18 protein-coding genes and 1 tRNA gene are annotated in these 19486 nt (G+C 65.9%); 4 read left to right on the top strand and 15 right to left on the bottom strand.

Translation table 11 applies throughout. The features are described from left to right. The first annotated feature begins 19 nt into the window (after window positions 1-19). Complete coding sequence (locus ACT2BZ_RS02990) at window positions 20-553, top strand: 2,4'-dihydroxyacetophenone dioxygenase family protein (RefSeq protein WP_457939177.1); 534 nt, start codon at window positions 20-22, stop codon at window positions 551-553. A 21-nt stretch (window positions 554-574) separates the two neighbouring features. On the opposite strand, the gene ACT2BZ_RS02985 is transcribed toward ACT2BZ_RS02990, so the two are convergent. From ACT2BZ_RS02985 to ACT2BZ_RS02955, 7 genes are read right to left on the bottom strand one after another with little or no spacing between them, the layout of a single operon-like run. Further along, window positions 575-1336 (bottom strand): SDR family NAD(P)-dependent oxidoreductase, encoded by a 762-nt coding sequence (locus tag ACT2BZ_RS02985; protein WP_457939176.1) that lies wholly within the window; start codon window positions 1334-1336, stop codon window positions 575-577. An 11-nt stretch (window positions 1337-1347) separates the two neighbouring features. Continuing rightward, on the bottom strand, window positions 1348-2799 hold the full coding sequence (locus ACT2BZ_RS02980) for an aldehyde dehydrogenase (RefSeq protein ID WP_457939175.1): 1452 nt from the start codon (window positions 2797-2799) through the stop codon (window positions 1348-1350). A gap of 14 nt (window positions 2800-2813) precedes the next feature. Beyond that, a complete protein-coding gene (locus ACT2BZ_RS02975; protein WP_457939174.1) occupies window positions 2814-3536 on the bottom strand; it encodes an ABC transporter ATP-binding protein in 723 nt (240 codons plus the stop codon). Then, window positions 3529-4257, bottom strand: coding sequence for an ABC transporter ATP-binding protein (locus ACT2BZ_RS02970; RefSeq protein WP_457939173.1), 729 nt, complete (start codon window positions 4255-4257; stop codon window positions 3529-3531). The genes ACT2BZ_RS02975 and ACT2BZ_RS02970 overlap by 8 nt, the downstream gene beginning before the upstream one ends. Then, the gene (locus tag ACT2BZ_RS02965; RefSeq protein WP_457939172.1) at window positions 4254-5204 is read right to left on the bottom strand and encodes a branched-chain amino acid ABC transporter permease; all 951 of its coding nucleotides are present in this window, start codon (window positions 5202-5204) and stop codon (window positions 4254-4256) included. Before ACT2BZ_RS02965 ends, ACT2BZ_RS02970 begins: the two co-directional genes overlap by 4 nt. Beyond that, window positions 5204-6073, bottom strand: coding sequence for a branched-chain amino acid ABC transporter permease (locus ACT2BZ_RS02960; protein ID WP_457939170.1), 870 nt, complete (start codon window positions 6071-6073; stop codon window positions 5204-5206). Before ACT2BZ_RS02960 ends, ACT2BZ_RS02965 begins: the two co-directional genes overlap by 1 nt. A 24-nt stretch (window positions 6074-6097) precedes the next feature. Then, window positions 6098-7327: an amino acid ABC transporter substrate-binding protein gene (locus ACT2BZ_RS02955; protein WP_457939169.1), complete on the bottom strand. Its 1230-nt coding sequence runs from the start codon at window positions 7325-7327 to the stop codon at window positions 6098-6100. 264 nt (window positions 7328-7591) lie between these two features. Between ACT2BZ_RS02955 and ACT2BZ_RS02950 the strand changes: the two genes are divergently transcribed. Continuing rightward, window positions 7592-8416, top strand: a complete 825-nt coding sequence (locus ACT2BZ_RS02950) for a helix-turn-helix domain-containing protein (RefSeq protein WP_457939167.1) — start codon at window positions 7592-7594, stop codon at window positions 8414-8416. Window positions 8417-8455: 39 nt separating this feature from the next. On the opposite strand, the gene dgoD is transcribed toward ACT2BZ_RS02950, so the two are convergent. From dgoD to ACT2BZ_RS02920, 6 genes are all read right to left on the bottom strand, one after another. Beyond that, a complete protein-coding gene (gene dgoD / locus ACT2BZ_RS02945) occupies window positions 8456-9628 on the bottom strand; it encodes a galactonate dehydratase (RefSeq protein WP_457939165.1) in 1173 nt (390 codons plus the stop codon). A 14-nt stretch (window positions 9629-9642) separates the two neighbouring features. Further along, window positions 9643-10953, bottom strand: a complete 1311-nt coding sequence (locus tag ACT2BZ_RS02940; RefSeq protein ID WP_457939164.1) for a TRAP transporter large permease — start codon at window positions 10951-10953, stop codon at window positions 9643-9645. A 1-nt stretch (window position 10954) separates the two neighbouring features. Then, window positions 10955-11527, bottom strand: coding sequence for a TRAP transporter small permease subunit (locus tag ACT2BZ_RS02935; RefSeq protein ID WP_457939163.1), 573 nt, complete (start codon window positions 11525-11527; stop codon window positions 10955-10957). Between the two features lie 78 nt (window positions 11528-11605). Further along, the gene (locus tag ACT2BZ_RS02930) at window positions 11606-12625 is read right to left on the bottom strand and encodes a TRAP transporter substrate-binding protein (protein ID WP_457939161.1); all 1020 of its coding nucleotides are present in this window, start codon (window positions 12623-12625) and stop codon (window positions 11606-11608) included. Between the two features lie 247 nt (window positions 12626-12872). Beyond that, window positions 12873-12949: transfer RNA gene (locus tag ACT2BZ_RS02925), tRNA-Arg, on the bottom strand. A gap of 129 nt (window positions 12950-13078) precedes the next feature. Then, window positions 13079-14242, bottom strand: a complete 1164-nt coding sequence (locus tag ACT2BZ_RS02920) for a M20 aminoacylase family protein (RefSeq protein WP_457939159.1) — start codon at window positions 14240-14242, stop codon at window positions 13079-13081. A 195-nt stretch (window positions 14243-14437) separates the two neighbouring features. Here ACT2BZ_RS02920 and ACT2BZ_RS02915 point away from each other — a divergent pair, with 195 nt between their 5' ends. Both ACT2BZ_RS02915 and ACT2BZ_RS02910 read left to right on the top strand, forming a co-directional pair. Further along, window positions 14438-15721, top strand: a complete 1284-nt coding sequence (locus ACT2BZ_RS02915) for a D-alanyl-D-alanine carboxypeptidase family protein (RefSeq protein ID WP_457939158.1) — start codon at window positions 14438-14440, stop codon at window positions 15719-15721. Then, window positions 15721-16830 carry a CobW family GTP-binding protein gene (locus tag ACT2BZ_RS02910; protein ID WP_457939156.1) on the top strand — a complete coding sequence of 370 codons (1110 nt, stop codon included), beginning with the start codon at window positions 15721-15723 and terminating at the stop codon, window positions 16828-16830. Before ACT2BZ_RS02915 ends, ACT2BZ_RS02910 begins: the two co-directional genes overlap by 1 nt. Before the next feature lie 204 nt (window positions 16831-17034). Here ACT2BZ_RS02910 and ACT2BZ_RS02905 read toward each other — a convergent pair whose 3' ends face one another. Beyond that, entirely contained in the window at window positions 17035-18309 is a 1275-nt protein-coding gene (locus ACT2BZ_RS02905) for a L,D-transpeptidase family protein (RefSeq protein ID WP_457939155.1), read from the bottom strand. A gap of 204 nt (window positions 18310-18513) precedes the next feature. Next, window positions 18514-19464 carry an acetyl-CoA carboxylase carboxyltransferase subunit alpha gene (locus ACT2BZ_RS02900; protein WP_457939153.1) on the bottom strand — a complete coding sequence of 317 codons (951 nt, stop codon included), beginning with the start codon at window positions 19462-19464 and terminating at the stop codon, window positions 18514-18516. Window positions 19465-19486 lie beyond the last annotated feature (22 nt).

The raw sequence follows: 19486 nt of genomic DNA, 5'->3' as shown, positions 1-19486 counted from the left end.
CCAACCACGAGGAAGACAAATGCCCGAGGCTCCCAAAGCTGAATTCTGGAGGGATCTGAAGCCCATCGACCGGGTGTTCCAGCCCGATGCATTGCCCGAGGTCTATCTCAGCAACGCGCCGACCGATGACGAGCGCTACTATGTGCCGTTTACCGAGACCGTGTCGTCCAGGCCGCTGTGGATCTCGCCGTCTCAGAACAAGTGGTGCGACATATTGATGGCCAAGAAGGCCGGCCTGGTGAACCGCCACTACCATCCGCACGAGGTCTTCGCCTACACCATCTCCGGAAAGTGGGGCTACCTCGAGCATGAGTGGACGGCGACCGCCGGAGATTTCGTCTACGAGACGCCGGGCGAGGGACACACGCTCGTAGCCTATGAGCACAAGGACCCCATGAAGGTCTTCTTCCAGGTGACCGGTCCGCTGATCTGGCTCGACGAGGCGGGGGAGCCGGACGGGTTCTTCGACGTCCACAACTACATCGCGCTCTGCCGGGCCCACTATGACAAGGTCGGACTCGGCGCGGACTACATCGACAAGCTGTTTCGCTAGACCTGCTTGGCGGCGCGGGCTTCAGACGCTCATGCCGCCGTCGACCATCAGCATCGAGCCTGTGGTGAAGCTGCTCTGGTCGGACGCAAGGTAGAGGACGGAGCGGGCGATTTCGTCGGCCGTTCCGTGACGCCCGAGCGGAATCATCTGGTTGAAGAATGCAGCACCGTCGACGCCGAGATTGCGGCCGAGATCGTCTTCCACCGCTGTCTGGAAACCATTGTCGATGGGGCCTGGATGGATGGTGTTGACCCTGATCCGGCGCGGCGCCAGCTCCTTGGCGAGGCAGCGCATGAGCCCGATCTGGGCGTGCTTGGCGGTGATGTAGGCATAGACGCCGGGATCGCCCCGGGTCGCCGCGACGCTCGACGTGATGACGATGGAGCCGCCATCATTCATGTGCGGAACAGCGTGCTTGGCGGCAAGGAAGGCGCCGCGCACATGCACGGCCTGCACGCTGTCGAAGACGTCGTCCGGATAGGAATCGATCGGCGCGACGACACCGAAATTGCCGGCATTCGAAAACAGCACGTCGATGCGGCCGAACCGTTCCGTCGTGCGGCGGACATAGGCTTCGGTCTGCGCGGCGTCGGAGACATCGGCGACAACGAGTTCGAGTCCCGAACCGACCGGCAGCGACGCGGCAGACGCCTCGAGCGCGGCCTCGTCGCGATCGACCAGCGCAAGGCGCGCGCCCTGTTCGAGAAACAGTCGGGCGGTTGCCCGGCCGAGGCTGCCGGCGCCGCCGGTGATGATGCACGTCCTGCCTTCAAGCTGCCGCATGCCCGGCCTCCTCAGATCGGGTAGTGCAGCGGACCGTCCTGCACCGTGATCCAGCGCAGTTCGGTGAATTCCGCGATGCCGGCCTTGCCGCCGAAGCGGCCGTAGCCGGAAGCCTTGACGCCACCGAAGGGCATCTGCGCCTCGTCGTGAACGGTCGGTCCGTTGACGTGGCAGATGCCGGACTCGATGCGGCGCGCGACGGCCATCGCCCGGTTCACGTCCTTGCCGAAGACCGCTGCCGACAGGCCGTACTCGGTATCGTTGGCGACCCGGACAGCCTCCTCGGCGCTGCCGACCCGGACCACGGTGACCACCGGACCGAAGGATTCCTCGGCATAGATGCGCATCGATGGGGTGACCTTGTCGAGCAGGGTCGCCTGGATGACCGTACCGTCGATGCTGCCGCCCGCTTCGAGCACGGCGCCCTTGCCGACGGCGTCCTTGATGAGCTGGCCGATGCGGTTTGCAGCGGCCGGATCGACGACGCAGCCGAGCGCGGTGTTGCCGGCCGCCGGGTCGCCGGCCTTCAGCGACCTTGCCTTCTGCGCAAGCGCCGCGACGAAGGCATCGGCGATCTTGTCGTCGACAACAATGCGCTCGGTCGACATGCAGATCTGACCCTGGTTCATGTAGGCGCCAAAGGCAGCCGCGGCGACCGCCGCCTCGATGTCGGCATCGTCGAGAACCACCAGCGGCGCTTTGCCGCCGAGCTCCAGGAGTGCGGGCTTGAGGTGCCTGCCCGCGGTCTCGGCGATGAGGCGGCCGATGCGGGTCGAGCCGGTGAAATTGATCCGGCGCACCGCCGGGTGCGCGATCAGCGCATCGACGATCTCGGAGGCGTCGTCGGGCGCATTCGACACGGCGTTGAGGACGCCCTTCGGCAGTCCTGCGTCGTTCAGCGTGTCGACGATCAGCCGGTGCGTCTGCGGGCAGATCTCGGAGGTCTTCATCACCACCGTGTTGCCGCAGGCAAGCGGCGTCGCCAGCGAGCGCACACCGAGGATCACCGGCGCGTTCCACGGCGCGATGGACAGCACGACGCCGGCGGCCTGCCGGATGCCCATGGCAAGGCTGCCGGGGCGGTTTGACGGAATGACCTCACCGGTGATCTGGGTCGTCAGCGAAGCCGCCTCGCGCAGCATGTCGGAAGCGAGGCCGACGTTGAAATGCGCCCAGCCGGCCGTTGCGCCGATCTCGCCGGCCATCGCCTTCACGAAATCGTCGGCACGCGACTGCAGCAGGTCGGCGGCTTTGAGAAGGATCGCCCGGCGCTCCTTCGGCGCGGTCTGCGACCAGGTGGGAAAGGCTGCCGCAGCCGCGTCGGCCGCGGCGATGGCATCGTCGATCGTGGCCGCGGCGGCGCGCGTGGCGACATCGCCCGACATCGGATTTCGCCGCTCGAAGACGGCGCCGTCCGATGCGCCGTGATCCTCGTGCCCGATCATCAGTCCAAGTACGTCCATTGTCGTCTCCTCGCTCATTGGGCGGTCGCAGCCATGCCGAGAAAGGCACGCTGCACCTGCGGGTCTTCGATCAGTTCGGTGGCGCTTCCCTGGCCAACCACGCGGCCTGCCTCCATCAGGTAGCCGCGGTCGGCGATGGACAGGCTGATGCGGACATTCTGTTCCACGATCATCAGGCCGACGCCGGTCTCGCGGATGCGCGAAAGTGCTGCGAACAATTCCTGCACCAGCACGGGCGCGAGACCGAGGCTCGGCTCGTCGAGCATCAGCAGCGTGGGATCGGACATCAAGGCGCGACCGATGGCCAGCATCTGCTGTTCGCCGCCCGACATGGTCGAGGCGGTCTGGCGCCGGCGTTCGGCAAGGCGGGGAAAGAGTTCGAAAACCAGGGCGCGACGCTTCGCTTCGCCCTGGCGGGCACGCCTGACATAGGCGCCGATCTGCAGGTTCTCGTCCACGGTCAGGTCGCCGAAGATGCCACGCCCCTCCGGCACGGTCGCGATGCCGGCCTCCAGTATGCCATGGGCCGGCAGGCCGATGAGGGATTTTCCCAGATGGCGGATGGCGCTTTCGCCGCGCGCGGGCACCATGCCGCAGATCGCCTTGATGAGGGAGGACTTCCCGGCGCCGTTGGCACCCAGGATGACCACCGTTTCCCCCTTGCCGACGGCCAGTCCGACATCGTGCAGCGCGATGTGCTTGCCGTAGCTGACTGCCAGTTTCTCGATCTCAAGCATGGCCGTCCCCGAGGTAGGCGCGCACCACTTCGGGCATGCGCAGCACGTCGGCGGTCGGCCCGTCGGCGATGACGGTGCCGGCGTTCATGACGATGCAGCGGCCGCACAGGGCGCGGACAGCATCCATGACATGCTCGACCAGCAGGATGGTCATGCCACGGTCGCGCAGCGACGCGATCAAGTCGATGCCGATGCGCAGTTCCGTCGGGTTCAGACCGGCGAGCCACTCGTCGAGCAGCAGCAGGGACGGCTTTGCGGCCAGCGCACGCGCAAGCTCCATCCGCTTCTGGTCGATGTAGGTGAGGTTCTCCGCCTTTTCGTCTTCGCGGCCTGCAAGGCCGACGTCGGCCAGCCATTGCAGGGCCTCGCGCTGCGCGGCCTCTCCCCATACCGGATCGCGGCGGAATGCCAGCGCGGCGAGCACGTTGTCGGCGACGCTGAGCGAGGGCAGGATCCGCACCAGCTGGAAGGTGCGGGCGATGCCCCTGTGGGCGATGCGGTCGGGCGACAGGCCGGTCAGGGGAACGCCTGCCAGGGTGACGCTGCCGCCGCTTGCCTGCAACGCGCCGGAGATGATGTTGAGCACGGTCGTCTTGCCCGAGCCGTTGGGGCCGAGAAGGCCGACGATCTCGCCCTCGGCCACCGTGAACGACACGCCGTTCACCGCGGTCAGGCCGCTGAAGGTCTTGCGCAGACCGGAGATCGACAGCGAGGCGCTCATGACGGCGGGGTCCCGCGCGTGGCTGCAGCCACCTTGCCGGCGTTGCCGCCCCAGAGTTTCTCCGCGAAGGCCAGCACGCCATTCGGCAGCACGAAGACGATGAGGATGAAAAGCAGGCCGAGGAGGATCGAGTAGTGGTTGGGAAAATTGGCCGCCAGCCACTCGAACAGGAGGAAAAGCGGGATGGCACCGAGCGCCGGGCCCCACAGGCGCGTGGCGCCGCCGAGCAGCGCCATGATCAGCGTGAGGAACGACAGGGTCGGGTTGAACACGATGGCCGGTTCGACATAGGTCCAGCGCGGCGCCTGGATGGCGCCGACCAGCGTGATGATGACGGAGCTTGCGGCGAACAGCATCAGCTTGGTGCGCGTGAGGTTGATGCCGCTATGGGCGGCCACCACCTCGTCATCGCCAATGACTTTCAGGGCAAGGCCGATGCGCGAACGGCTCACCCACCAGCTCAGCGACAGGGTGAAGGCGGCAAGCGCCAGCAGCTGCCAGTAGATGTGCTCCGGGCCGAGCGGCAGAAAGATGTAGCGACCGAGCGTACCGGTGACGTTGATCTCGTACCAGGTCACCAGTTGCCGGACCAGTTCGGCCAGGCCGAAGGTGAAGATGACGAAATAGACGCCGGCAAGGCGCAGGGTGGACAGGCCGACGACGAGCGCCACGGCGAGCCCGATCAGCGCAGCCACCAGAAGGACCAGCGGGTAGGGGAGCGTTTCGCTCAGCACGGCCACTGTGTAGGCGCCGATGCCGAAGAAGGCGACCGTGGCCAGCGAAACGTAGCGGGTCGGGCCCGAAAACATCGCCCAGGCGGTGGCGAGCGTCACGTAGCCGGCGATGCCGACGAGAAGCCCCAGCACGTAGGGGCTGACATAGAGGGGAGCCGCCGCGAGGACAGCCAGCAGCAGGGCCAGGCCGGCCCATGTCGCGACCTTCCGCATCAGCGCGCCCGCCCGAAGAGGCCTGCCGGGCGCCAGAGCAGGATGGCCAGGAAGATCAGGTAGGTCGCGGCAAGCGTCAGCCCGGGATCGAGGTAGGTCGCCACGAAGGTCTCGACCAGGCCGAGGATCAGGCCGGCGCTGAGCGCGCCAAGCAGGTTGCCGACACCGCCCATGATGACGACGATCAGCGCCTTCATCGTGAAGATGACGCCGGAGGTCGCGGTAAAGGTCTGGTACATCGAGACGATGACGCCGCCCGCCGCCGCCAGTGCGGAACCGAGCGCGAAGGCGAAGCGGGCCGCCCGGTCGGCGTCGATGCCGACGAGGGCTGCCGACGAGGGCGATACGGCGACGGCGCGCAGCGCGGTACCCCAGCGGGTGCGGGTGAGCAGCAGGTAGAGGCCGCCGCCTATGGCGACCGCAAGGACGAAGGCGAGCAGGCGGTTGGCCGCAATGTTGGCGCCCAGAACGTTCACGCCGAAATTCATGTAGCTGTAGCTGGTGAAGTTGGTGCCGAAGGCGACCAGCATCACGCCCTGGATGACGAAGAGCAGGCCGAACGTCGCCAGTATCGAGTTGATCTCAAGGCTTGCCGCGTCCCTCGACCGCGCCACCAGCGGGCGCAGCATCAGACCGTAGACGAGATAGCCGAACACGAAGCCCAGCGGCACGATGAGCGCCAGCCCCAGCAGCGGATTGATGCCGATGGCGTTGTTGAGAAGATAGGCGCCGAAGGAGGCGGCGATGACGGTCTCGCCATAGGCCAGGTTCATGATCCGCGAGATGCCGTATTGCAGGGTCAGACCCATCGCAACAAGAGCATATGTCCCGCCGAGCACGAGCCCGGTTATCAGCGCGGTGGCCAGCATCGCGGCGCCTCCTCCGGCGGCTTCCTACTGTGCCTTCCAGGGTGCCTTGGGCAGCACCGGCGCAGCGGCGCCCTCGCGGTCCGCCGGAGCGACCGCGACGAACTGGCCGTTCTGCCACTGGCCACCGAGCCAGAGCTTGCGCAGCTGGTTGTCCTCCAGCTTGACCTCGCCGAGCGCAGTTTCAAAGGTTCCGTTCGACAGTTCGGCCGAGACGGCGTCGCGGTCGAGACCCTTGCGCTTGATGGCCTCCTGCAGCATCTGCAGGCTGGAATAGGTCACCACGCTGCCCCACAGGTCCGGCGCCTGGCCGGTGACTTCCTCGTGCCGCTTGCGGTAGGCGGCGTTCGCCTCGTTGTTGGGGTCGATGCCGCCGAGGCTCATGACGCCGGTGGCGTTTTCCCCGTTGGCAGCGCCATAGGCCGGGAAGCCGACGCCCACGCCGAGGTAAAGCACCTTTGGATTGAATTTGGCGACCTGGGCCTGCTGCGTCATGGCGAAGGTATCCGGCGGATAGGAGAAGGCGACGAAGGTGTCGGCCCCGTTGCTCGACGCCTCGCTGATCATCGGCGAGAAATCCGTCGTTCCCGCCGGATAGGTGACGTCGTAGACGACATTGAGGCCGGCCTTCTCGAAGGAGGGCCGCGCCGCGGTCACCAGGTCGATGCCGAAGCCGTCGGCGACGGAAATCATCGAGATCTTGTCGTTGATGGTGCCGTCGTCACGCGCCTTGGCGAGAAGCGACGCAAGCGCCTCGGTGTAGTCGTGGCCACCGCCGAGCAGCCAGAAGCTATTCGGCCAACGCTTGACGAATTCGGGCGCCTTGTCGGTGACGGCGGAAACCGCGAGCTGCGGGTAGTCGAAACGGTCGAAAAGCGGCGCGACTGCGAGGTTGAAGCCGGTGCCCCAGGGCGGCAGCATGAAATCGACCTTGTCCTGCGTGGCCAGGCGTTCGACGGCGCGAACCACTTCCTCGGCGGAGGAGCGGTCGTCATACTCCACCAGTTCGATCGGCAGCCTCTTGCCGTCCGGCATCTCGAGGCCGCCGGCGTCGTTCACTTCCTTTACCCACAGCACGTAATTGGGGATGGTGGTGATGCCGGCCCCGCCGGCATTGGGCCCGGTCTTGGATACGGCATAGCCGATCTTGACCGAGGTGCGGTCCTGGGCGAGGGCGCTGCCGCCCGCACCGACGGCAAGAAGTGTCGCGGTCATGCAAAGCGTACGCAGGACGCGCCTGCGGCTGAAATTCGTCATGGACGTTCCTCCCTTGTGGTCGCCGCCTGATGCGGCGAGATCACTGTCGGGCCGCCTGTCTCGTCTCCTCCGCGACAGGCTGCCTGTTTGACAAGCACAGGCTAGACCCCACTTCGAGGCACATGAATAGACTTTTTCGAGAGAGAATTGTACTTTTCACGGCGATAGCGAAGTGAGGACATGATGGACACGGGTCGCCACCCAGAAAGCCGGGAGAACCAGGGCCCGTCCCATCATCCAGCGCCAGCGGGTGTCGAAGTGCAATTGCTGCGCAGTTCCCTGGCGCGAAGCGAATGGACGTTCCGCGGCACGCGGCATCGCGCCTTCCTGCTCCAGGCGGGCAGCGGGCTCGTCCAGTCTGGCGGGGTCGAGACGCCCGTTGCTGCGCCCTGCATCGTCTGGCTGCCGGCCGGCCGCAAGGCGACGCTGAGTTTCGAGGCAGGGTCGCGCGGCGCATCGCTTGCGGTGTCGGAAGTCGACCTCGGCCGGGCCATCCCGGTCGGGCCGAACGCCACGCAGTTGCGCTCGGCGCTGGCGCAGACGATCGTCGGCGCAAAGCTGCCGCCCGAAAGGGCGCGGCGGATCGCCGACACGCTTGGCCTGATGGAGGAGGAGGCAAGGCAGGACCAGCCGGGTGCGCAGGACGCCGTGGTCCACCTTCTGGCGGTGTTCCTGATCGCGCTCTGGCGCATTTCGCGCCCGGTGCTGAACGAGGCGCAGCCGCTGCCGCGCACGATCGTCCACAATTTCCTGCAGGCGGTGGAACTGCATCTGCGCGACCACTGGACAGTGGCGCGCTACGCGGCCTTCGTCGGTGTCACCAGCGACAGGCTGAATTCGGCGGTTCGCCGCGCAACCGGGCGAAGCCCGCTGGCGCTCCTGCATGCCCGGCTCGTCGCCGAAGCCAGCGCGCTGATCGACAATTCCGGCATGCAGATCGCCGAGGTGGCCGAGACGCTGGGGTTTCGCGATCCGGCCTATTTCAGCCGGTTCTTCAAGCGGGAGACCGGGCAGTCGCCGAACCGGCATCGGCTGGAGGCTGCCGGAAAGGCTGCGCGCGGGGTCGGGTCCTTTGCGGCGTGGCCATGAGCCGACGGTGGCTCGGCAAGAGGGACGCAGGTTCCGTGGCTACCAGGCGACCAGCGTGCCGTCGTCCATAACCGCATTCCTGGTGTGATAGACCTCGGGCGCGAAGGGGTGTCTGGCGCATTCGGCCTCGTCGACCTCGATGCCGAGGCCCGGCGCCTCGGGCACCTGCCAGTGGCCGTCGACCATGCGGATCGGGCCCTTCACGACGTCGAAATACCAGGGCACGGCGCCGACCATCTCCTCCTGGATGATGTGGGCGGGCGTCGAGACGGCGAAATGCAGCGCGGCGGCCCCGGCGATCGGGCCGAGCGGGTTGTGGGGAGCCACGCCCATGCCCGCCGCCTCGGCCATCGCCGCGATCTTCTTGGCTTCCAGCAGGCCGCCGCAATGGCAGATGTCCGGCTGCACGATGTCCATCGCGCGGGCGCTGAAGTGGTCCTCGAACTCGCTCCGCTCGACCAGCCTCTCCCCGGTGGCGATCGGCACGGCGGATTTTTCGGTCAGCTGGCGCATGCCGCGCACGTCGCCCGGCTGGATCGGCTCTTCCACGAACATGGGATGGAAGGGGGTGACTGCCTCGATGAAGGAGAGCGCCGTCGCGACCGAGCCCGGCTTGCCGTGGAAGTCGAGCATGATCTCGATGTCCGGGCCGACCGCTTCGCGCAGGCTGGCCATCAGCCGCTCGACATGGGCGACTGCCTTGCGCGGCGCATAGGCGTGGACATAGGGCAGGATGACGACCTTGAAGGCGGTATAGCCGCGCGCCAGCACCTCCTGGGCGCGCTCGACCAGCGGGTCGGCGCTGTCGGTCTCGTAGACGGCGCGCATGTCGCCGAAACCGAGATGCGTATAGACGTGCACCCTGTCGCGGGTCCGCCCGCCGGTCAGCTGCCACACCGGCACGCCGAAATGCTTTCCCATGATGTCCCACAGCGCCAGCTCGATGCCGGAGACGGCGCTCATGCCGATAGCGCCGAGCCGCCAGAAGGATTGCATGCGCATTGCCCGGACTGCCTGCTCGATGTCGAGCGGGTTGCGGCCGATGACGAGCGGCGCCAGGTCCTCGATCGTGCCGGCGACGCCGCGCGTCTTCCATTCGAGCGTCGCCTCGCCCCAGCCGTGCAGGCCCGGCACGTCGGTCTGCACCTTGACGAAGACCCAGTTGCGCATCTCTGCGTTCACGACATGGGCGGTAACGGAGACGATCTTCACGGGCGTTTGTCCTGCTACAGCATCCAGGTGGAGAGCGGCGGGTAGAACAGCAGCAGACCGAGCACCAGCAGCTGAAGCACGATGAAGGGCAGCAACGCCGTGTAGATGTGTTTCAGCGTGATGTCGGGCGGTGCGACGCTCTTCAGGTAGAAGGCCGCAGGCCCGAAGGGTGGCGTCAGGTAGGAGACCTGCATGTTGACCGCGAACAGGATGCCGAACCAGATCGGATCGAAGCCCAACTCGCGGATGATCGGCACGAAGATCGGCAGGGTCAGCAGCGCAATGCCGATCCAGTCGAGGAACATGCCGAGCACGAGCAGGATCGCCATCATCACCATGACGATGACGACCGGCGGGGCATCGAGCCCGAGAATGGCCGCCGAGACGAACCGGTTGCCGCCCATGAGGTTGTAGACACCCACCAGCACGGCGGCGGCAATGCCGATCCAGATGATCATGCCGCAGGTCTCGAGCGTATGGACCAGGCTGTCCTGCAGCATGCGCCGGTTCAACTCCCCCCGCAGCAGCGAAATGATCAGCACCGACGAGACGCCGAGCGAGGCGGCCTCGGTGATCGAGGCAATGCCGCCATAGATCGAGCCGAGGACGACGACGACGATGAAGATTGGTGCGACCAGCGCCCTGAGCGCGCTGCCGACGGATTCCTCCGCCCGTTCCTGCTCCGAGATGGGCGGCCCGAGCTCCGGATTGCGCAGGCAGCGGAACAGCACGTAGCCGATGTAGCAGGCGAGCAGCAGAAGGGCCGGCGTGATCGCGGCGACGAACAGGTCGGCGATGGAAACGCCCGCGACAAGGCCGTAGATGATCAGCACGATGGAGGGCGGCATCATGGTGCCGAGCGAGCCGCCCGCGCAGACCACGCCGATGGAAAGGTCGCGGTCGTAGCCGAGCCGCAGCATCTGCGGCAGCGCGAGAATGCCGAGCAGCACGATTTCGCCGCCGATGACGCCCGACATGGCGGCCATCAGGATCGCCACGATCAGCGTCTGGATCGCCACGCCGCCGGGCAATCGCCCGGCCAGTATTCGCATGCCGTTGAACAGGTCCTTGGCTATGCCCGACCGGTCGAGCAGGGCCGCCATGAGGATGAACATCGGGATCGCGACCAGCGAGTATTCGGTGATGAAGCCGAAGATGCGCGACGTCACCAGCGGCAGGGCGTTGCCGCCGAACCAGCCGAAGGTGAAGAGCAGCGCCACCAGCCCGGTAACCCAGGCAAGCGGCTGGCCGGTGAGCAGGAGCAGGAAGATGGAGGCGACCAGCACATAGGTGCCGTATTCGATGCCGAGTGCGTTGAGGCCCATCTCAGTCTTTCCCGCCCGATGATGGCGGAACGTCGCGCCGGATCGCCTTGACCAGATGCAGGGCGGATTGAATGAACATGAGAGCCACGCAGAGCAGGATCAGGATTTTCAGGAGTGCCGGCGTCGGCGGGTTCCAGGCCGTTCCCGTGCCCTCGAAATGGATGTCGCCGGTGGGCGTGTGGGTCGCCTTCCAGGCCATGATGCTGCCGGCATAGCCGAGCCCGGCGAAGAAGATCATCGCGACGACGGAATTGAAGATGTCGAGCCAGCGTCGCCCGGCTGGCGATACCGTGTCGTAGAACATGCGCACGCGGATGTGCTTGTCGCGGGCCAGCACGATCGGTCCGCCGATGAGGAAGATCGCGGCGATCAGGAACGTCGTCGCTTCATGTGCCCAGAAGGTCGGGCTGTCGAAGACGTAGCGCGCGATCACCTCGTAGACGCTGATCAGGAAGGCCAGGAAAATCGCCCATGCCAAGGGCTTGGCCGCGCTGGCGACGACGCGGTCCAGCCCCGTCCGCACCTCGGCCCCGGCCTCTTCGGCCGCGCTGACAATCTCAGGAGTTTCCGACACAGTTTCTCTCCCACACAAAATAGCTGCGCCCGGCTGAAGCGTCGGCCGGGCGCAGCATGTTGGCGCGTTCGTGCTGGATTACAGCAGGTTGCGGCCTTCCAGATACTTGATGACGGAGTCGTAGTAGCGCTGGGTCATCTCGGTCTTGGCGGCCCAGGTCTTCCACTCGTCCTGGGCGATGCGGCGGAACTTGGCGCGTTCGTCGCCCGACCAGTTGATGATCTCGATTTCCGGATTCGCCTTGGCCTTGACCACGGCTTCGGCGTCGAGTTTTCGCACCGAGTAGATGTGGTTGAGGATGAAGGTGTCGACCGACGCGTTGACGATCGCCTTCAGATCCTCAGGCAGGCCGTCCCAGGCTTCCTTGTTGACGGAGATGTCGATCAGCGGCAGCGAGTGGAAGCCGGGATAGAGCGGGTAGTGGGCGATATCGTTCATGCCCGCGGCCTGGTTGGCAGCGAAGACGGTATAGTCGGCCGCCTGGATGACGCCCTTGTCGAGGGACGTGAAGACCTCCGAGCCCGGCAGCGCGACCGGCGCTGCGCCCGCCTTGGTGAAGATCTCGTAGACCATGCCTTCAGGCGCGCGCAACTTGACGCCCTTCAGGTCCTCCACGGTGCGGATCGGCACGGAAGAAACGAAGGCCTCCGGCTCGGTCGCCGCAGCGCCGATGAAGTGCACGCCATAGGGCGCGACGAGTTCCCGGAACAGCTCGTTGCCGCCACCGGACTGCATGTAGCCGAGGAGCTCGAACGGATCGGACCAGGCACCGACGAGGTTGCCCATCATGGCGAAGGCCGGGTCCTTGCCGGCGAAATAGCTGGGGTCGGTCAGGTGGCCCTGCAAGATGCCGCTACCCACGGCCTCCAGCGTATCGGTATGCGGAACCACCGCGCCGATCGGCACGATCTCGATCTTGATACGGCCGCCAGACATTTCCTTGACGCTGTCTGCCCACTTCTGCTTGTTGATGAAGCCGGGCTCGCCGGCCGTTTCCGATGTCTGGAACGTCCAGTTGTAGTCCGCGGCGTTGGCCGCGCTGGACAGGACCAAGGCACACATCACGACAGATGCAGCACCCAGGAATTTCTTCAGCATTTCAGTTCCTCCCAAAATCAATTCCATTCTGAATTTCGATTTGCCCGGCCGTTGCTGACCAGTCCACCGTCGCTAATGTGCATGAATGGCCATTGCAATCAACCGCATCCGGCATGCCCCACCGAGACGCTGCTCCCTCACGTGGCCGGAACCGTGCATTGAATGTCTGCTATCACTTTCGGGACGTCGGAGCCTGCCGGCCTACAAGGCGAAAGAGCCCCCTCCATTTCGAGAGCCGCTCCATCAGTGGTGATCCCGACAGGAATCGAACCTGTGACCTACAGATTAGGAATCTGCCGCTCTATCCTACTGAGCTACGGGACCAACCAAGCCGACACATAGCCGTTTCCGGCCGCTTCGCCAACCTGCCGGGAGGCAAAATCTGCTCCTGTGGCGGCTGCCGCCACAGGCACTGCGCGGCCGCGTGAGAACGGGCCACCCAAGGGAAGCCGCTCAGGCGGCCAGTGCGGTTTCGGCCAGCCTCACCCAATAGCTCACGCCGTGCGGGATGGCCTCGTCGTTGAAGTCGTAGGCCGGGTGGTGAAGGTTCGCCGACTCGCCATTGCCGATGAAGATGAAGGCGCCGGGCCGCGCCTGCAGCATGTAGGAAAAGTCCTCGCCGCCCATGACCGGCGGCATGGTCCGGTGAACCTGCGCCTCGCCTGCGACGGCCGCGGCGACGTCGCTGGCAAAGATCGTTTCGTCGGGATGGTTGAAGGTGACGGGGTAGTTGGGGGCGTAGGCGAGCGTCACCGTCGTGCCGCTGGCCTTGCCGATGCCCTCGCAGATGGCTTCCATGCGCTCGCGGGCGAGCGACGCCACCTCCTGCTTCAGCGAACGCACCGTGCCGCCGAGCTCCACCTGCTCGGGAATGACGTTGTAGGCGTCGCCGCCATGGAATTTGGTTACCGACACGACCACCGATTCGACCGGGTCGACGTTGCGCGACGCGATCGTCTGCAGCGCGGCGACGATCTGGCTGCCGGCGACGATCGGGTCGATGGTGCCATGCGGCATGGCAGCATGGCCGCCGCGGCCCTTGATGGTGATCCTGAACTCGGCGGTGGCGGCCATGATGGCGCCGGGCTTGGTGGAGAACTGGCCGACCGGCAGGCCGGGCAGATTGTGCATGCCGAACACCTGCTCGATGCCGAAGCGCTCCATCATGCCGTCCTTGACCATTGCCTTGCCGCCGCCGCCGCCCTCTTCCGCAGGCTGGAAGATCACCGCGACAGATCCGGCGAAATTGCGCGTCTCGGCGAGGTACTTCGCGCCGCCGAGTAGCATTGCCGTGTGGCCGTCATGGCCGCAGGCATGCATCTTGCCGGCAACCGTTGATGCATAGGGCTTGCCGGTGATCTCGTTGATCGGCAGGGCATCCATGTCGGCGCGCAGGCCGACCGCGCGACCCGCGCCGAGATTGCCCCGGATGATGCCGACGACGCCGGTCCTGCCGAGCCCGGTCACCACCTCGTCGCAGCCGAATTCCTTCAGCTTCGAGGCCACGAACTCCGCGGTCTTGAAGACGTCGTAGCCAAGTTCGGGCGTCTGGTGAATCTGGCGGCGCCAGCCGGTCACTTCGTCCTGCATCTCGGCGGCGCGGTTCAAAATCGGCATGTGAGAGTTCCTGCTGGTTGAGGCGAGCGCGGTTGCCCGCGCCCGGGCTTTTTGCCATCTTGGCGTCACATAGGCTAGATAGCACGAGATTGCGACATCGCGCCGCCGCCACGCGAGCGGCGCCCGGCGCGATTCACGACATATCCGGTCCCACGGGCACCGTTGGGGCCACCAGGCAACACGAAGGCGGGTTTCATGCGGCGCATCCTACATCTCATGCTTGCGGTCACGGCAACGATGGTATGCGGGCCGAGCTCGGCGGAGGCCGGGCCCTCGATACTGTTCGATTCCAAGACCGGGCAGGTGATCGAGAGCGACCAGCCGCTCGACCGCTGGTACCCCGCCTCGCTGACCAAGCTGATGACTACCTATGTCGCGTTTCGCATGGTCGAGACCGGCGAGGTGACCTTTCTTTCGCCGGTGCGCATGACACGCGCCGCCGCCAGCCAGCCGCCGAGCAAGATGGGCTACAAGCCCGGCACCGTGATGACCCTCGACACCGCGCTCAAGATCATCATGGTCAAGTCTGCCAATGACGTTTCGGCGGCGATCGGGGACAGCCTGTCCGGGTCCGCCGAGGGCTTCGCGGCGCGCATGAACGCCGAGGCCAAGCGGCTCGGCATGACGAATTCGAACTGGGTCAACGCGCACGGCCTGCACGACGACAACCAGTACACGACCGCGCGCGATCTCGCGATCCTGTCGTCGGCTCTGCGCAACGAGTTCCCGCAATATGCCGACTACTTCGCCATCGAGGGCCTGCGCTTCGGCGACCAGGTGATCCCGAGCCACAACAGGATCGTGGGCACGCTCGAGGGGGCCGACGGCATGAAGACGGGCTATACCTGTCCCTCCGGCTACAACCTTGTGGCTTCGGCGACGCGCGAAGGCCGCACGCTGATGGCCATCGTGCTCGGCGCGACGTCGGTAAAGTCGCGCACCCAGGAGGCCGCACGCATGCTGGAGACGGGTTTTGCCTCTCCAAATGCCGGGGCGATGACGCTGGCTGCGCTGAAGCCCGGCGGCACCGAATCCGCCGAACCGGTCAACATGCGCGCGGATCTGTGCACCAAGGCCGGCAGCGAGAAACTGCGCAAGAGAGAGCGCGAACTGCTTGCCAAGAAGAAGAAGGAAGGCACGCTGGAGGCGCCGGTGAAGCTGGCCAAGCGGACGTCGCGCGAGCTCGTCGATATCAAGCTTGGCGGTGCCACCGGACCGGCGACGCCGGCCGTTGCAGCAGCGCTGGCCGAAGAGGCTGCCATCGTGGCGGCGGAAGCAGCCAAGCTGGTGCGGGAGGAACTGCTGCTCTACCGCGAGGACATGATGATCGCGCGCGGGCGCGCCTCACTGCCGGCCGACGAGGCTGAACTGGCCAGAGCCAATGGCGGCGTGCCGCTGCCGACCTGGCGGCCGGACCAGCCGCCGCCAGCCGGCACGGAGCCTGTGGCGATGCAGGGCGATTCGGCCGACGCAGGCTGATGGACACGCCGATCCCCGTCTCGGTCCTGACCGGCTTCCTCGGCGCCGGCAAGACGACGCTGCTCAACCGACTGCTGAAGGACCCGGCGCTCGCCGACACTGCCGTCATCATCAACGAGTTCGGCGACGTCGCCATCGATCACCTGCTCGTCGAGCAGTCCTCCGACGGCATCATCCAGCTTTCCGACGGCTGCCTGTGCTGCACGATCCGCGGCGACCTTGTCGATACGCTCGCCGACCTGGTCGATCGCGTGCAAACCGGCCGCATCGCAGCCTTGCGGCGCGTCATCATCGAGACCACCGGCCTTGCCGATCCGGCGCCCGTGCTGCAGTCGATCATGGGTCACCCGGCCCTCGTGCAGGCCTTCCGCCTCGATGGCGTGATCACGCTGGTCGACGCGGTCCATGGCGATGCCACGCTCGACAACCACATCGAAGCGGTCAAGCAGGTCGCGGTGGCCGACCGCATCGTGATTTCCAAGGCGGATCTCGTTTCCGCCCCGGAGCAGCTCGAGGCCTTGCGCGGCCGCCTGCGGCAGATCAATCCTTCGGCCCTGCTGGTTGACTCTGCCTCCATGCAGGGCGGCCATGCCGCGCTCTTCGAGTGCGGACTCTACGATCCGGCGAGCAAGACCGCCGACGTGCGCCGCTGGCTCGGCGAGGCAGCCGACGAGGGCCACCACCACGATCACCATCATGCCGGCCATGGGCACGGGGACGAGCACCCTCACCATCACGATTCGCGCATCAGGACCTTCACGCTCGTGCACGACCGCCCGATCCCCTTCTCGGCGATCGAGACGTTCCTCGACCTCTTGCGGTCGACCCATGGCGACAGGCTGTTGCGCATGAAGGGCGTCATCGAACTGCAGGAAGACCCGGCGCACCCGCTGGTGGTTCATGGCGTCCAGACGCTGCTGCATCCGCCGGTGCGCCTGCCGGCCTGGCCAGATGCGACGCGCGGGACCCGGCTGGTGCTGATCACGCTGGACATGCCGGAAGACTATGTCCGGCGGCTCTTCGCCGGGATTACCGGAACACCTGCGGTCGACACGCCGGACCGTGCGGCGCTCGAGGCCAACCCGCTGGCGATACCCGGCATGCACTAAAAGAAAAGCCGGCCTTTCGGCCGGCTTTAGTTTGGTGCAACGGGATCATCGGGGGGGGGGACATCCCGCTGTCCGGACCATAATGTGCGGCCGCGACAATGGTTGCATGATCCCACGAAAAAAATTCAAGGCAGTGATTTCGCCGGACTGGAGGGCCGGAAGCCGGGTGCGCCCAACGCCGCCCTGTCGCCGCGAGGGTGGCCGTCAGCTGCCGAAGATGTTGACGATCTTCTTCCTGGCAGTGCCGAACAGACCCAGCGCGCTTCCGCCTGAAGGCTCGGTCTGGACCTCGGCGGGCGGCGGAACCGTTCCGGTCGCCAGAACGGGCTCGGCAGCCTGTGTCTTGGCCAGTTCGGCCGCCTTCTTTTCCTGCTCCTTTGCAAGAGCCAGAGCCTTCTTTTCCTCGGCGGCCTTCACCTTTGCGGCTTCTGCGGCGTCGATCTCGGCCTGACGCCGGCCTTCCGGGGAATCGATGCGGCCCATGCGCGAACTGACGGTCACCGTCCCGTCATCGTTCAGGGATGGCGGCTCGACGGGCACGCGCTCGCCCTTGGCGCGCTTGCGGGTCCACTCCGACACCAGCGCAGCCTCCTTGAGGCCCGCAATGGAGGGCTTGGGCGGCGGGGCGCTCTTGGCGACGGCGGCGTTGAAGGCAGCCTCGTAGCTCGACTGGTAGGACCTGTAGGCGCTGGCCAGTGCTTCCGGCTGCGTCGAGGGCGGGCAGGACGCCGTTGCGTTGAAGGTGGCGCCGCCCTCGGGCACGCGGTTGAAGACGTAGCGCTTCTCGCAGAAATCGACCTTGGGCGGGACCTTGCTGATCTCGAACTGGTCGTAGCCTTCCTTCAGCATCTTCCAGAACTCGAAGTTCGGGTCGTTGCGGTAGCGCGCCATGTTGGCCGCGGTCATGCGGAACGGGAAGGCCTGGATCTGGAATTCCGTCTGGCCACCGCGGAAGGCGTCGCGGCCGAAGGCATAAATCTGCTCGATCTGGGCATCCGTCATCGAATAGCAGCCCGATGACGAGCAGGCGCCGTGCACCATCAGGTTGGAGCCGGTGCGGCCATTGGCACGGTCATAGGCGTTCGGGTAGCCCATGTTGAAGGCCAGGTGATAGCTGGACTTCGGGTTCATCTGCGCCGGGCGGACGGTGTAGAAGCCTTCGGGCGCCTGGCGGTCGCCCTCGACGAATTTGGGGCCGAGCTCGCCCGACCACTTGCAGATGTCGTAGCTTGCGATGACATCGTAGCGGCCGTTGGTCTTCTGCTTCCAGATCTCGAGCTTGCCCTCTTCCTTGAAGATGCGGGCCATGACCGGCGAGGTGCGGGACATTCCCTTGGCCTTCATGGCGGTCAGGATCTTCTCCGGAAGCGGCTTTTCGGCCTTGGCGCCGCCGGCACCCTCGCTGAAGGTCGCGCCTGTGCAGCCGGCCAAGGCAAAGGCGGCAATCAGCAATCCGGCGCGCAGCAATCGTGCAATCATGGGTCGAACGTCGTCTCTGGTTGTTCCGGCTGGTCAGTCGCACTACGCCGGAAGCGCATTGTCACGGGCGTGGAGGGTAGACGCGTTAACCTTGAGAATTGATTACTGCCGGGGGCCCGTCCACCTGCAACCCTGCATCCTTATGACAGGCAAGGGACGGCATTTTTGTGGCGGCCGCGCGCAAAAATGCCACAATGGCAGAGGTCAGAGCGAGCGGCCGATGGCGAGATACTTCTCGCGACGCTGCTCGCGGAAGTCCCCATTCGACTGCCCGAAATCGGCAAGCGTGCGCGCAATCAGATCGCCGGTGGCCGTGATCACTGCGGACGGCATGCGATGTGCGCCGCCCAGCGGCTCCGGAATGATGGCGTCGATGACCTTGAGAGCCAGCAGATCCTGGGCGGTAATCTTCATGTTGGTGGCGGCATCGCGCGACCGGGTGGTGTCGCGCCACAGGATGGACGCTGCGCCCTCGGGCGAAATCACCGAATAGATCGCGTGTTCCAGCATGAACACCTTGTTGGCGGTCGCGATTGCAATGGCGCCGCCCGAGCCGCCTTCGCCGATGACCACCGAAATCGATGGCGTGCGCAGCGCCAGGCAGGCCGAGGTGGAGCGCGCGATGGCTTCGGCCTGGCCGCGTTCCTCGGCGCCGATTCCCGGATAGGCGCCGGCGGTGTCGACGAGCGTGACCAACGGCACCTGGAAGCGGTCGGCCAGTTCCATCACGCGTACCGCCTTGCGGTAACCCTCGGGGCGGACGGAGCCGAAATTGTGCTTAAGCCGGCTCTTCGTGTCGGAGCCCTTCTCCTGGCCGATCACCGCAATGGGTTCGCCGCGGAACCGCGCAAAGCCACAGACAATGGCGTTGTCCTCGCCGAAATTGCGGTCGCCCGCGAGCGGCGTGAAGTCGGTGAAGAGGTCCTTGACGTAGTCGAGGCAGTGCGGGCGGTCCGGATGGCGTGCAACCTGCACCTTCTGCCAGGGCGTCAGCGCCTTGTAGATGTCGCGGAGCGCCTCGGCAGAACGTTTTTCGAGCCGTGCGATCTCCTCGCCGACATCTACCGACTCGCCGCCTTCTGAAAGCTTCTTGAGTTCCAGGATTTTGCCTTCGAGGTCGGCAACCGGCTTTTCGAAGTCGAGATAGTTGTACATGCGTGAGCGAACCGATGCGCCG

The organism is Mesorhizobium sp. 10J20-29 (assembly GCF_054130485.1).
The sequence above is the reverse complement of the archived record's forward strand: the minus strand, read 5'-3'. Positions and strand labels throughout refer to the sequence as shown.

What these genes read in the sequence shown, in the direction of transcription:
- ACT2BZ_RS02900 (WP_457939153.1), bottom strand. Translation starts at nt 19,464, where the DNA reads ATGTACAACTATCTCGACTTCGAAAAGCCGGTTGCCGACCTCGAAGGC.
- ACT2BZ_RS02940 (WP_457939164.1), bottom strand. Translation starts at nt 10,953, where the DNA reads ATGGGCCTCAACGCACTCGGCATCGAATACGGCACCTATGTGCTGGTC.
- ACT2BZ_RS02930 (WP_457939161.1), bottom strand. Translation starts at nt 12,625, where the DNA reads ATGCTGAAGAAATTCCTGGGTGCTGCATCTGTCGTGATGTGTGCCTTG.
- ACT2BZ_RS02905 (WP_457939155.1), bottom strand. Translation starts at nt 18,309, where the DNA reads ATGATTGCACGATTGCTGCGCGCCGGATTGCTGATTGCCGCCTTTGCC.
- ACT2BZ_RS02915 (WP_457939158.1), top strand. Translation starts at nt 14,438, where the DNA reads ATGCGGCGCATCCTACATCTCATGCTTGCGGTCACGGCAACGATGGTA.
- ACT2BZ_RS02955 (WP_457939169.1), bottom strand. Translation starts at nt 7,327, where the DNA reads ATGACGAATTTCAGCCGCAGGCGCGTCCTGCGTACGCTTTGCATGACC.
- ACT2BZ_RS02990 (WP_457939177.1), top strand. Translation starts at nt 20, where the DNA reads ATGCCCGAGGCTCCCAAAGCTGAATTCTGGAGGGATCTGAAGCCCATC.
- ACT2BZ_RS02920 (WP_457939159.1), bottom strand. Translation starts at nt 14,242, where the DNA reads ATGCCGATTTTGAACCGCGCCGCCGAGATGCAGGACGAAGTGACCGGC.
- ACT2BZ_RS02965 (WP_457939172.1), bottom strand. Translation starts at nt 5,204, where the DNA reads ATGCGGAAGGTCGCGACATGGGCCGGCCTGGCCCTGCTGCTGGCTGTC.
- ACT2BZ_RS02975 (WP_457939174.1), bottom strand. Translation starts at nt 3,536, where the DNA reads ATGCTTGAGATCGAGAAACTGGCAGTCAGCTACGGCAAGCACATCGCG.
- ACT2BZ_RS02980 (WP_457939175.1), bottom strand. Translation starts at nt 2,799, where the DNA reads ATGGACGTACTTGGACTGATGATCGGGCACGAGGATCACGGCGCATCG.
- ACT2BZ_RS02985 (WP_457939176.1), bottom strand. Translation starts at nt 1,336, where the DNA reads ATGCGGCAGCTTGAAGGCAGGACGTGCATCATCACCGGCGGCGCCGGC.
- ACT2BZ_RS02970 (WP_457939173.1), bottom strand. Translation starts at nt 4,257, where the DNA reads ATGAGCGCCTCGCTGTCGATCTCCGGTCTGCGCAAGACCTTCAGCGGC.
- ACT2BZ_RS02960 (WP_457939170.1), bottom strand. Translation starts at nt 6,073, where the DNA reads ATGCTGGCCACCGCGCTGATAACCGGGCTCGTGCTCGGCGGGACATAT.
- ACT2BZ_RS02910 (WP_457939156.1), top strand. Translation starts at nt 15,721, where the DNA reads ATGGACACGCCGATCCCCGTCTCGGTCCTGACCGGCTTCCTCGGCGCC.